We start from the raw sequence: 12,744 nt of genomic DNA on the forward strand, positions 1-12,744 counted from the left end.
TCGAACACAGTGCCTCCCGCCCCGGCCCGCGTGATGCGGAGCCGGGGCAGGAGAGGCTCAACACTCGGAGGCGGGGTGGCCCCACGGATTGGTGCGCGTGTACTTCCTCAGCAGCGTGCACATCCGATGCGCCAGCGTGCTCGCTGACTTCACGGGGGCCGCGCGCCGGTACGCTACGGTCCTCTCCAGACGGGACACCTGGAGCGCCAGCTTGCGCTGCACCTCAGGGGACCACCGCTGGAAGTCGAGCCATTCCATGTGTCTGCTCCTTCGCGAGACTGCGCGGGAAGCAGCCATTGAACGCCTGATGCCGAGGGAAAGCACGACGCCCCGCGCTAACGCGAGGCGCCACTGCGCGCTTCCCGACAGGGCAACTCAGGCCTTCGGGGTCGACGCGGGTCGCCCAATGAGCATCATCAAGCCAAAGGGATTCCCCGCGTTCGTCAGGCGATCAATCTCCCAGATGTAGTCGTCGCTCAGGCCCTGCGTCAGCTCGCGCATCTCCTCGACCGAGTAGGTCCGCAGGCACGACACGACGCCGTCAAACGCGGCCGCGAAGGGGATGAGCGGCAACAAGTACGTGAACGCCAGCCGATCCAGCTTCACCGGGCGGATGAACGGGGTGGTCAAGGGCACGTTGAGCAGCGCCGCGGCCGTCATCGCGATCGCCGGCCCGCGCCGCTCCACCAGCTCCATGATGGCGATGCCGCGCCGCTGCGCCACCGCGTCCGCGAGCACCTTGCGCGCCTGCTCGGGCGGCAGGTGGTGGAACGAGTTGCACATGATGCGGAAGCCCGAGTACTCGGGCGGAACCGCGGTCGCGTCCACGGGCGTCGCCACGTAGTCGATGCGCCCTGTGTGTTGCGTCTTCACCTTCTCGAACGTCTCCACGTCCGGATACAGGTCCGTCAGCAGCGCGTCGACCTTGTAGTTCTCCCGCTCCTCCATCAACTGGATGAGCTTGGGCACCGGGCCCGCGCTCCCGGACGCCATGTCCAGCAGCGTGTGCTCACCCATCGCCTCCATCGCCTTCTTCAGCCGCGTGACGAACTCCGAATATCGGTCGTCGGACAGGCCCCAGACGAAAGCCAGGAAGTCCGTCACACCTCGCCGGAGCGTCGCGGGGAACCACGGCTGATCCTCAAGTTCGAAAAGTTGCAGTCTGGGCATAATCGCTGGGCACTCCAAGGGGCGGGGGGCAGGTGGGGGCCGCCAATCTCGCCGAGTTCTGCAACTCACACAAGCGGTCCGTGCAGGGCCTTCGCATTCATCTGATGCATCAATTTAACCAGACTGTTCTAGGAGTTCCGCGCGGTAGGGGCGCAATGTTGAACCTCCAGGGTAAGCGTTGAGCCAGTTTTCCATGTTTCACCGGGACAATTGCCAGACATGCAAGGAATTTCGCGCGCGGCGTTTGGTGAAGAGAGAGACGTGAAATCGCGTCGGGGGTGTGTCGCGCGAGACACATGCGGTGAAACAAATCGCAATGGTGCGAGTGCTGGATGTTGGGGCTAGACTGAACTCCACGCTCAACGGGGGGATTCAGACAGGCGCACGCTCAACATCACGGCACGCACGCAACGGGGAGTGGGCAGATGTCTCCAGAGTCTGTGGATGTGATCATCGTGGGATGCGGCCCGGTTGGGGCCATGGCAGCCAACTTCTTGGGCCAGCAGGGACTGCGCACCCTGATCATCGAGAAGGAGACGACGGCCCACGGCCAGTCTCGCGCCATCAACGCCGACGACGAGACGCAGCGCATCTTCCAGGCTGCGGGCCTGATGGATCTGCTGGGGCCCGACCTGCATCCCTGCCAGCGCATGGCGTATGTCGATGACGAGCTGCGTGTGTTGGCGGAGGTGGACTTCGCGAAGGTGGAGCGCCCGAACGGCCACGCCATCGGCGCGTTGTTCACGCAGCCGCGCTTGGAGGCCGCGCTTCGCAAGGGCTTCCAGCGCCACGCGAGCGTCTCGTTCTGGCCGGGCTCGGAGGTCGAGTCCTTCGTGCAGGACGAGGACGGCGTGTCGGTGCGCGTGAAGGAGCTCGCCTCGGGTCGCACCGAGTCGGTGTACGCGCGCTACCTCCTGGCGTGCGATGGCTCGCACAGCAGCATCCGCCGGCGGCTCGGTCTTGCGTTGCAGGGCACGACGGCGCAGGCGCACGCGCTGGCCATCGCGGTGGGAACGACGTCGGAGGCGCCGGACTTCACCTACTACCCCTGCGGCCCGGAGCGCGTGGGCATCGCGACGCGGACGGCTCGCGACGAACTGCGCTTCGACATGGTGGTGCGGCCGGGGCAGGACCTGGAGGAAGTGCGCCGGCCCGAGTACGTGCGCAAGATCATCTCGGCCTTCGTGGATCCGGCGACGGTGACGGTGAAGAGCGTCAACGTGTACGCGTACCACAGCCGCATGGCGGAGAAGTGGCGCGTGGGCCGGGTCTTTCTGCTCGGCGACGCGGCGCACCTCATGCCGCCGTTCCTGGGGCAGGGCCTGTGCTCGGGCCTGCGCGACGCGGCGAACCTCACGTGGAAGCTGGCGCAGGTGCTCGGCGGCGGCGCGGACGACTCGCTGCTGGACACGTACGAGGTGGAGCGGCGTCCCCACACCGCGGAGATGATGCGCATCTCCGATTCGCTGGGGCACATGCTGTCCTCGGGCGGTCCGCTGATGTCTCGCGCGCGCAACGCCTTCATCCACCTGCTGTACCGGCTGCCGGTGACGGGGCCATTCATCCGCGAGTACCGGATGAAGCCGAACCTCTTCTTCTCCGAGGGCTTCATGCGGGGCGGACGCCGCGAGGGCAAGGATGCGGCCGAAGGGCTGCTCATCCCCCAGCCTCGCGTGCAGCGCGCGAACGGCGAGACGCTCCTCCTGGACGACGCGCTGGGGGACGGCTTCGCGGTCATCACCCGGCCGGGCGCGACGGTGGAGGTGCAGCAGGGCGCGCGAGAGCTGGCCGAGGAGCTGGGCGCGCCTTGGGTGCACCTGGCGCCCGCGGCCCGCGTCGATGCGGGCCGCTCGGGGGAGCTCGTCGATGTGGAGGGGCGCCTCGGAAGCTGGTTCGCGAAGCACGCGGCGGACGTGGTGGTGGTGCGGCCGGATCGCTACGTGTACGGCACCGCGGACGCGACCACGCTGAGCGACCTGCACGGCTCGCTCAAGGGCCGGATTCGTCCCTGCACGCGGCGGGGCGGGCGGGTGGCGCGGCGCGCCTCGAGCGCATAGTCCCTCGTGAAAACGACTCCGGGCGCCCTGGAGACACACCAGGCGCGCCCGGACGGACTTCGGACGGGGAGGGGCTCAGGCCGCGGCGGAGCTCATCATCTTGCGCGCGCGCTCCAGGCAGTCGCCGTAGAAGCGCAGGTAGATGTCCAGCGCGCGTGCGCCCGTCTTCCCGATGGTGTCCGCGTGCGCGGGCACCTGACCCAGCAGCCGGGTCAGCATGTTCTCGTTGAGCGCCGTGTGGCCCACGTCCAGCTCCACGTGCTCCTCGATGAAGGACAGCGACTTCATGATGTCCTTGCCGAGCACGCGCTTGCACTGCTCGATGAGCTTGGGCGCGAACTGCACGGAGAGGTTCTCGATCTCGTACTCGATGGCGACCTGACCGCCCGGCATGGCGCTGGCGATGGTCTCCTCGTGAATCTCGCGGTACTCCTGCATGGCCCGGCTGGGGGGCTGGTTGAGGAGCTGCTCCGCGTCGAGCTTCGGCGTGCGGCGCTGGTTCCAACTGGCCACGAGGTTCTTTGTGTCCTGCACCATCATCAGGTGGTGCCCCGCCTCGTGCTTGGCGTGGGTGATGAGCTGTCTGCCGATCTCGTCCAGGCCCACGCGCAGACAGGACTCACCGGCGCGGCGGATCCAACCGTCCACGGGCTCGGTCATGTACACGCCGAGGGAGCACAGCTGGATGAGGAAGGCCTCGAGCAGCATCGGGTCCACGTTCGGATCCAGCAGGGTGCGAACGGCGGGGCCTGACTGAAGGGCCTCACGGACAGTGGCCACATGCGGCATGTACTGCTCGGCGACGAGGTTCTTGTTCATGGGGTTCATCCTTGGCGGGGGGAGTGGGCGCCACGGCGCCCGATCGTCAGTTCGCTGATGTGCTCGAGGAAGTCCGGGACGAGCTTGGAGGAGATGATCCACAGGTAGGGATCCGGCCCGTCGTGCAGCCCGGACTCCTCGACGTAGCTGCCGCCCTCGTCCTCGCGCAGGAAGAGGAACGACTCCCGGTTGCGCGCCGCGTACCACCGCCGCGCCTCGTCCATCAGGGCCGCGTACGTCCGCTGGCCGTCCTCGACGAGGGAGAACATCCGGGTGTTGTCCAGCAGCCGGAACAGGTTGGTCCCGAGCTGCCCCAGCTCCACGACCGCCGCGGCCTGCGGCACGCCCGCGCGACGGGCGACCAGGATGGCGCGCTCGCGCTCCATGCCGAAGCTCTTCCACTTCTGCGTCACCGGCGTCAGGTCCAGCCGGTCCCGCGTGAAGTCGAGCGACTCCACGTAACACTCCGGGAAGGAGCGGGCCACGCTGGCCGCCAGCAGCGACAGCTCCCCCGGCGTCGCGGGCCCGATCTCCAGCTCTCGGAAGTCTCGGCCGCTCAGCTCATGGCTGTAGGCCTTCATCTTCTGGATCTTCCGCGTGTAGGCCAGCCCCGAGCCCTGCTCCATCTGGCGCTGCGCGTAGCGCACGTGCGCCTTGGCGATCCACGGGTTCAACGCCTCGACGTAGGCCACCACCCAGTGGAAGTCCGGGTCGCTCTGCGGGTGCTCGAACGTGCGCAAATAGATGTCGCGCATGATCTGCCCCGGCTCCTGAACGCCGGTGGGCGGCTTGCCGGGGCGCTTGGCCACCTGATGCCCCAGCCACGCATGGCGGTAGGGCTTGGTGAACGACAGGGTCGCCTCGATGCCGCGCTCGGACGGCCACACCGCCTGGCAGAAGAGCTGGGGAACGTCAGCGGCCCGGCGCGCGAGCGACTCGAAGTTCATCTTCAGCTCCTGGAACGCCTCCGGGGAGCTGCCGCCCAGGTTGAAGAAGCCCGAGCGCGTGAAGAGATCCCAAAGGCCCTCCACCAGGTCCTCGCTGGTGCGGGTGGCCGGCGACATCGTCTGCGACACGAAGCGCACCCACCGCGCCTCGTCCACCGAGTACGGCTGGATGCTGATGCCGCACAGCACGGTGCCATCCGCGCGGGGGCGGGTGACGTAGCGAAGCTCGCCGCGCAGGCTGAGCGTCTGGCCGTTGCCGGTGTCCAGCTCGATGAGCGGCGGCAGCAGGCCCGGGAACATCAGGTCCTCCGGCGCGCACCGCACGCACAGCCCGGAGAAGGACAGGTCGAGGACCTCGCGTTCCAGCTCCCCCAGCTCACGCCACAGCGGGTGGTGAAAGCGAACGCGCACGCCCTCGGGGGCCGGGACGCGCCGATGCCACCGGTGGCGGATGCGGAAGAGGTGCTCGGGCAGCGTCGTGAAGAACCGCGAGCCCTCGCCATGCCCCTCCTCGAGCCGCATTCGGTACGCGGAGTTGTAGCCGATGACGTCGATGTCGTAGGAGGGCGCGCCCCACTCGGGCTCCGCCTCGTCGGTGCGCCACTCCAGCTGTCCGGTGGCCGGGTTGTAGCGCTCCAGCTCCATCCGCACCGTGCGGCCCATGCGCCGCAGCACGCCCTTGTTTCCCGCGGCGCAGATGGCCACGAGGATGGAGCGGATGCGATCCGCGTCCGCGATGGTGTCCTGCACCGGCAGCGCGGAGGCCGCGGGCTCCGCCACGCCCCGGCGCAGCGCATCCGCCAGCAGCGCGACAATCTCCCGGCCCTGCTCCAAGGAGACGCCTACCAGCTGAAGGCCCACCGGCGCGTGAGCGACCTCGGCATCCGTCCGGATGAACGCTCCGTGAAGCGGCCCCAGCGTGACGCCGTTGCCGGACAGGTACACCGGCAGGGGACGGCTCTCGCTGGTGTCCACCTGCGCCTGTCGGGGCGTCACCCACACGATGGTGGGGCTCAGCCGGGTGATCTCCCCGAGCACGTTCTCGGGCGTACCGAGCGAGCAGGTGAGCGCATTCACGCCCGTTCCGTGCAGGGAGTACCCAGAGTCGTCGAGGGCGGCCTCGGCCGGCGGAAGTGGGATGACGTTTCGCAGCGCGTCACCACTGCCGAACTCGACCCCGCGGCGCGCCGATGTACCCGGAGTGCCTCCTTCCATGGTCTGGAACCCTCTTCTCCGGGCGACGACGCCATTCATGGACGGCGATGTTGCGAGCACAACAGTCCCTCCCTGCTCCGGCGCTCCTGCGGTCGGCAACTTGACTCTGCGTCGCATCATATGGACTGACGAGAAACAGTCAAATCGAATTTGTGCATCCTGGCTGTTTTTGCGGAGCTGGGTGGTTTCTGAATCAGGGTTCCATGTGACTAAGTGATTGCCCGTATTCCGTGATTCTTGAGCGCCTCGCGGAACGACTCCACACCCAAGTCCTGGCGTCACCGGAATGTCACAAAGGCGGTTTCCCTCGGGGGCAGATGCAGGGGAGAGGGTGGACGTGTGTCGGAGGAGCCCGGTACAGTTCTGATCCGCAGCCAAGCGGAGAGGTGCCCCGATGAGCGCAGCCCTGAGTGCCGTGGGAGCCAAGGCCCTTCAGAAAGAACCGCAAGGACGTTCCCAGGCGCTGGAGCCGGTGGACGTGCCGGACGTACTCCAAGTGGATGTCGCGGTCGCGGCGCACAACGCCCTGGAGCTGCTCGGCGCCACGCGCCGGCTGCGCGGGGTGGAGGTGAAGCTGTCGCTGCCGGATGAGCCGGTGATCGCGCGCGTCAGCCGGCGCCGGTTGGAGCAGGTGTTGTTGCTGCTCCTCGCTCACGCGGCGGACACCCTGGGCGGTGAGTCACCGGGGGTGCGCCTCACGGTGGAGCCTCCGGATGACTTTGGTGACGTGGGGCCGCGCTTCCACGTCGTCACGCCGGGCGCGAACCTGTCGGATCGCGAGATCCAATCCATTCTCCTGGCGCCGCTGCTGGTCAGCTCGCCGCACCGGCGACTGGCGCGGGCGCGCGAGTTGCTCGAGTCGGTGGGCGGCACGCTGAGCGTGGCGCGAGAGCTTCCCTCTGGGACGCGTGTCACCGTGGAGCTGCCCGCTCCGGGGCTCGCGAGCTGGTAGGGCAGGTCGGGGAGGGGGCCGGCACCGGCTCCCTTTTCTGGCGTGGGGTGCGCGGCCTCTCTGGCAGAGGCCCCCTCGCGCGGCGGTCTCGGACGGTGATTCCCAGCGAACGCGGGGGCGCGCTGATCGCGCCGCGCCGTTGGCTTCGATAAGTCCAGCACTCCGAGCGGAAGGCCAAACTCCTTGACGGCGGGGGGGCGGGTTCCCGACTATCCGCCGCCTCTTCTTCTTACACGGCCACACCCCCAGGAGTTCCGTCCATGGCGCCTCCCTCTGGCGAGAAGATCTCCCTGCAGAACGGCAAGCTGACCGTCCCGGACCACCCGATCATCCCCTACATCGAGGGCGATGGAACCGGTCGCGACATCTGGCGCGCGTCCCAGGCCGTCTTCGATGCCGCCGTCGAGAAGGCGTACAAGGGCAAGAAGAAGATCGCCTGGTACGAGGTCCTCGCCGGCGAGAAGTCCTTCAAGCAGGTCAACAACTGGCTGCCCGACGAGACTGTCGAGGCGTTCCGCACCTATCTGGTCGGCATCAAGGGGCCGCTGACGACGCCGGTGGGCGGTGGCATCCGCTCGCTGAACGTGGCGCTGCGCCAGATGCTCGACCTGTACGTCTGCCTGCGTCCGGTCCGTTACTTCAAGGGCGTGCCCAGCCCCGTGAAGCAGCCGGACAAGGTGGACATGGTCATCTTCCGTGAGAACACGGAGGACATCTACACGGGCATCGAGTTCGAGGCTGGCACCGCCGCCGCGGACAAGTTCCTGGCCCTGCTCAAGCAGGAGTTCCCCAAGGAGTTCGGCAAGATTCGCTTCCCGAAGGACGTGGGCCTGGGCGTCAAGCCCGTGTCTCACGAGGGAACGGACCGGCTGGTTCGCGCGGCGATCCAGTACGCCGTGGACCACAAGCGCAAGAGCGTCACGCTGGTCCACAAGGGCAACATCATGAAGTTCACCGAGGGCGCCTTCCGCAAGTGGGGCTACGAGCTGGCCGCCCGGGAGTTCGGTGACAAGGTCTACACGTGGGATCAGTGGGAGGCCACCAAGGCCGCCAAGGGTGAGGACGCCGCCAACGCCGAGCAGAAGGCGGCGCTCGCGTCCGGGAAGATCCTCATCAAGGACTCCATCGCGGACATCACGCTGCAGCAGGTGCTCACGCGTCCGGACGAGTTCGACGTCATCGCCACGCTGAACCTCAACGGCGACTACCTCTCGGACGCGCTGGCCGCGCAGGTCGGCGGCATCGGCATCGCGCCGGGCGGCAACATCAACTACGTCACGGGCCACGCCGTCTTCGAGGCGACGCACGGCACCGCGCCGAAGTACGCGGACCTGGACAAGGTGAACCCGGGCTCGGTCATCCTGTCCGGTGAGATGATGCTGCGGCACCTCGGCTGGCACGAGGCCGCGGACCTCATCATCCAGGGCATGGACAAGGCCATCGCGGCCCGCACGGTCACCTACGACTTCGCCCGCCTCATGAAGCTCGAGAGCCAGGGCACGGTGACCGAGGTGAAGTGCTCCGAGTTCGGTCAGGCCATCATCAAGCACATGTAGTCCCCCCATCCGGGGAGACGGGAGAACGCGAACCCATGGCTCACAATCGCAAGAAGAAGATTGGTCTCATTGGCGGCGGCCAGATCGGCGGCAACCTGGCGCTGCTGGCCGTGCAGAAGCAGCTCGGCGACGTGGTGCTCTACGACATCCCGGCGGCCGAGGGACTCGTCAAGGGCAAGGCGCTGGACATCAACCAGCTGTCCGCGGTGGATGGCTATGACTGCCGCGTGACGGGCACCACGGACTGGAAGGACGTGGCCGGCGCGGACGTCATCATCATCACCGCCGGCGTGCCGCGGAAGCCGGGCATGTCCCGCGAGGACCTGCTCGAGGTCAACCTGAAGATCATGAAGGACGTGGCGGCGAACATCAAGCAGCACGCCCCCAACGCCTTCGTCATCAACGTGGCCAACCCGCTGGACGCGATGGTGTTCGCGCTCCAGAAGATCGCCGAGCTGCCCAAGAACATGGTGGTGGGCATGGCGGGCGTGCTGGACACCAGCCGCTTCAAGTGCTTCGTGGCCGAGGCGCTCGGCTGCTCCATCCGCGACGTGGAGGCCCTGGTGCTCGGCGGCCACGGCGACGACATGGTTCCGCTCGTGCGCCACAGCACCGTGGGCGGCGTGCCGCTCACCGAGCTGCTGCCCAAGGAGAAGCTGGACGCCATCATCAAGCGCACCCGTGAGGGCGGCGCGGAGCTGGTCGGCCTGTACAAGACGGGCAGCGCGTACTTTGGCCCGGCGTCCTCTGCCATCGCGATGGCGGAGAGCTTCCTCTTCGACCGCAAGCGCGTGCTGCCGAGCGCCGCGCAGCTCAATGGCGAGTACGGCATCAACGGCTACTTCTTCGGCGTCCCCGTGCAGATCGGCGCGGGCGGCGTGGAGAAGATCATCACCGTGTCGCTCAACGACGCGGAGAAGGCCGAGATGACGAAGTCCTTCGAGTCCGTGAAGAAGACGGTCGACTCGGTCAAGCTGTAATCAAAGTCTCGGGTTCGCGGTCCGTCGGGAGGTTCCTGACGGGCCGCTGCCTGATGCCGCGGATGACGCGGGCTTATCGCCCGGCGCATCGACGATGCGGCGAGGTTCCCTCAGTTTAACTAGCCTGTAGAACTCGCACTGGACGTCCAGGCGCGGGCCGCCGCTGGCAGCGGGGTCCGCCGGATGTATGCCCGGCGTCTGGCAGTCAAGGAGACGATGATGGCAGCAGCAGCGCGGTTCACAGTGGTGGGCGGCGGTCTCGCCGGGCTGATGACGACAATCAAGCTGGCGGAGGCGGGCCACCAGGTGGACGTGCTCTCGCTGGTGCCCGTCAAGCGCTCCCACTCGGTTTGCGCCCAGGGCGGCATCAACGGTGCCGTGAACACCAAGGGCGAGGGTGATCACCCGGACATCCACGTGAAGGACACGCTGCGCGGCGGCGACTTCCTCGCGGAGCAGACGTCCGTGAAGGGCATGTGTTACGCGGCCCCGGGCATCATCTACCTGCTCGACCGCATGGGCGTGACGTTCAACCGCACGCCGGAAGGTCTGCTCGACTTCCGCCGGTTCGGCGGCACGCTGCACAACCGCACGGCCTTCGCGGGCGCCACCACCGGCCAGCAGCTCCTGTACGCGTTGGACGAGCAGGTCCGCCGCTACGAGGCCGAGGGCAAGGTCACCAAGTACGAGTACTGGGAGTGGCTCGGCACGGTGAAGGATGACGCGGGCCGGGTCATCGGCAGCGTGGCCATGGACCTGCGCACCATGGAGATCCGCACGTTCCCCGCCGAGGCCGTGTGCCTCGCCACGGGTGGTCCGGGCATCGTCTTCGGGCGCTCCACCAACTCCATCATCAACACCGGTACCGCGGCGGGCCGCGCCTTCATGGAGGGCGCCATCTACGCCAACGGCGAGTTCATCCAGGTCCACCCGACCTCCATCCCGGGCGAGGACAAGCTCCGCCTGATGAGCGAGTCGGTGCGTGGCGAGGGTGGCCGTGTCTGGGTGCCGCGCAAGAAGGGCGACGTGCGCAGCCCCCGGGACATTCCGGAGAGCGAGCGCTGGTACTTCCTCGAGGAGAAGTACCCCAAGTACAAGAACCTGGTTCCGCGCGATGTCGCCACGCGCGAAATCTTCATGGTCTGCCGCGACCTGGGCATGGGCATCGGTGGGCGCGACGGCGTCTACCTGGACGTCACCCACATCCCGGCCAAGACGCTCGACGCCAAGATCAAGGGCGTCATGGAGATCTACGAGAAGTTCGTGGGCGATGACCCGCGCCACACGCCCATGGTCATCTTCCCGGGCATGCACTACTCGATGGGCGGCCTGTACGTGACCTTCGAGTCCGACGCGAAGACGAACATGCCGGTGGACGGCAGCCCGAAGAACCAGTCCACCAACATCCCGGGCCTGTACGCCGCCGGAGAGGCGGACTACGCGTTCCACGGCGGCAACCGGCTGGGCGCCAACTCGCTGCTCTCGTGCATCTACTCGGGCATGATCGGCGGTCCGGCCATGGCGAACTTCGCCAAGAGCCAGTCCACCAGCGCGGCGGCGATGCCGGAGAAGTTCTTCCAGAGCGCCAAGGCGTATTGGGCGGATCGCTTCGCCACCATCAAGAAGATGGCCGGCCCGGAGAACCCGTACCAGCTTGCGCGTGAGCTGGGCGACGTGATGACGGAGAACTGCACCGTCGTCCGCTACAACGACCGCCTGAAGAAGACGGTGGAGAAGATCCGCGAGCTGAAGGACCGCTGGAACCGCGTGAACGTGCTCGACACGGGCGAGGTGGCCAACCGCGCCCTCTCGTACACGAATCAGGTCTGGAACATGCTGGAGCTGGGCGAGGTCATCGCCACGAGCGCGCTGTTGCGCGACGAGAGCCGCGGCGCGCACTACAAGCCGGAGTTCTCGCTGCCCGAGCCCAAGAGCAAGGACCCGACGCAGGATCCCGAGTGGATGGCCCTGTGGCGCAAGCGCCACGAGAAGTGGGCGAAGACCACCATGGCGCGCTACGCCTCGGAGGGCCCGCAGATCTCCTACGAGCCCATCGCGACGCCCGTGCTGGATCCCGAGCCGCGCTGGTACGCGTAGTCGGGGCATCGCATCCTCGGGCCCTGGCGACACGCGGGGCCCGCCACATGACTTTTGAAGTGAAGGGAAGGGCTCAGCATCATGGACACCGCACAGGCCAGCGCCGTCAGCAACCAGTCCATCACCTTTCGCATCTGGCGGCAGGACGACCCGGCGAAGCCCGGGCACTTTGACGAGTTCAAGGTCCCGTATCGCAAGGGCGCCAACGTTATCTCCTGCCTGATGGAGATCCAGCGCAACCCCGTCACCTCGGATGGCAAGAAGGTGGCCCCGGTGGTGTGGGACGCCGCGTGCCTCGAAGAGGTCTGCGGCAGCTGCGCGATGAACATCAACGGGCGGGTGCGCATGGCGTGCTCGGCGCTCATCGACAAGCTCGAGCAGCCCATCACCCTCACGCCGATGACGAAGTTCCCCGTCGTGCGCGACCTCGCGGTGGATCGCGACCGCATGTTCGAGGCGCTCAAGCGCGTCAAGGGCTGGGTGCCGGTGGACGGCACGTACAACCTGGGGCCCGGTCCGCGGCAGTCCCAGAAGGATCAGTCCGTGATGTACGTGCTGTCCACGTGCATCACCTGCGGCAGCTGCCTGGAGGCCTGTCCGCAAGTCTCCCAGGACAACGAGTTCATCGGCGCGGCGGCCATCAGCCAGGCGCGCCTGTTCAACATGAACCCGACGGGCAAGCTCAACTCCGAGGAGCGCGTGCGCGCGCTCATGGGGCCGGGCGGCATCCAGGACTGCGGCAAGGCGCAGAACTGCGTGAAGGTCTGTCCGAAGGAGATTCCGCTGACGACGTCCATCGCGGTGATGAACCGCGAGGTGACGAAGCTCGCCATCAAGGACATCTTCTTCAAGGAAGACGAGCAGAAGGGCAGCAGCGGGCCGGCGTAGGTTCGCCTCGCGGCTCGGTGCTCACGGCCCCGTGCTGGCGCTCTCTTGGGAGCCGCCAGACGG

At 67.3% G+C, this 12,744-nt stretch carries 10 protein-coding genes; 6 read left to right on the plus strand and 4 right to left on the minus strand.

The window, feature by feature from the left end:
• Positions 1 to 57: 57 nt before the first annotated feature.
• Together KRR26_RS15700 and KRR26_RS15705 are read right to left on the minus strand one after the other, a co-directional pair.
• Positions 58 to 258 carry a hypothetical protein gene (locus KRR26_RS15700; protein ID WP_120208012.1) on the minus strand — a complete coding sequence of 67 codons (201 nt, stop codon included), beginning with the start codon at positions 256 to 258 and terminating at the stop codon, positions 58 to 60.
• Between the two features lie 117 nt (positions 259 to 375).
• Positions 376 to 1,170 (minus strand): class I SAM-dependent methyltransferase, encoded by a 795-nt coding sequence (locus tag KRR26_RS15705; RefSeq protein WP_217080219.1) that lies wholly within the window; start codon positions 1,168 to 1,170, stop codon positions 376 to 378.
• A gap of 425 nt (positions 1,171 to 1,595) precedes the next feature.
• Here KRR26_RS15705 and KRR26_RS15710 point away from each other — a divergent pair, with 425 nt between their 5' ends.
• On the plus strand, positions 1,596 to 3,227 hold the full coding sequence (locus KRR26_RS15710; RefSeq protein ID WP_120208017.1) for a bifunctional 3-(3-hydroxy-phenyl)propionate/3-hydroxycinnamic acid hydroxylase: 1,632 nt from the start codon (positions 1,596 to 1,598) through the stop codon (positions 3,225 to 3,227).
• A 75-nt stretch (positions 3,228 to 3,302) separates the two neighbouring features.
• Here the strand turns inward: KRR26_RS15710 and KRR26_RS15715 are convergent, their stop codons facing one another.
• Positions 3,303 to 4,046 (minus strand): hypothetical protein, encoded by a 744-nt coding sequence (locus KRR26_RS15715; RefSeq protein WP_321202784.1) that lies wholly within the window; start codon positions 4,044 to 4,046, stop codon positions 3,303 to 3,305.
• Between the two features lie 5 nt (positions 4,047 to 4,051).
• Positions 4,052 to 6,208, minus strand: coding sequence for a PilZ domain-containing protein (locus KRR26_RS15720; protein WP_199723845.1), 2,157 nt, complete (start codon positions 6,206 to 6,208; stop codon positions 4,052 to 4,054).
• 394 nt (positions 6,209 to 6,602) lie between these two features.
• Between KRR26_RS15720 and KRR26_RS15725 the strand changes: the two genes are divergently transcribed.
• The 5 genes from KRR26_RS15725 (at position 6,603) to sdhB (ending at position 12,681) form a co-directional block, all read left to right on the plus strand.
• Positions 6,603 to 7,160, plus strand: a complete 558-nt coding sequence (locus KRR26_RS15725; RefSeq protein ID WP_120208023.1) for a histidine kinase — start codon at positions 6,603 to 6,605, stop codon at positions 7,158 to 7,160.
• Between the two features lie 260 nt (positions 7,161 to 7,420).
• On the plus strand, positions 7,421 to 8,716 hold the full coding sequence (gene icd, locus KRR26_RS15730; protein WP_120208025.1) for an NADP-dependent isocitrate dehydrogenase: 1,296 nt from the start codon (positions 7,421 to 7,423) through the stop codon (positions 8,714 to 8,716).
• Positions 8,717 to 8,751: 35 nt separating this feature from the next.
• Positions 8,752 to 9,696 (plus strand): malate dehydrogenase, encoded by a 945-nt coding sequence (gene mdh / locus KRR26_RS15735; RefSeq protein WP_120208027.1) that lies wholly within the window; start codon positions 8,752 to 8,754, stop codon positions 9,694 to 9,696.
• A 219-nt stretch (positions 9,697 to 9,915) separates the two neighbouring features.
• The gene (sdhA, locus tag KRR26_RS15740; RefSeq protein ID WP_120208029.1) at positions 9,916 to 11,793 is read left to right on the plus strand and encodes a succinate dehydrogenase flavoprotein subunit; all 1,878 of its coding nucleotides are present in this window, start codon (positions 9,916 to 9,918) and stop codon (positions 11,791 to 11,793) included.
• 81 nt (positions 11,794 to 11,874) lie between these two features.
• Positions 11,875 to 12,681, plus strand: a complete 807-nt coding sequence (gene sdhB, locus KRR26_RS15745; RefSeq protein WP_120208031.1) for a succinate dehydrogenase iron-sulfur subunit — start codon at positions 11,875 to 11,877, stop codon at positions 12,679 to 12,681.
• Positions 12,682 to 12,744 lie beyond the last annotated feature (63 nt).

Origin of the sequence: Citreicoccus inhibens, from assembly GCF_019039035.1 — a bacterium.
GTDB lineage: Bacteria > Myxococcota > Myxococcia > Myxococcales > Myxococcaceae > Citreicoccus > Citreicoccus inhibens.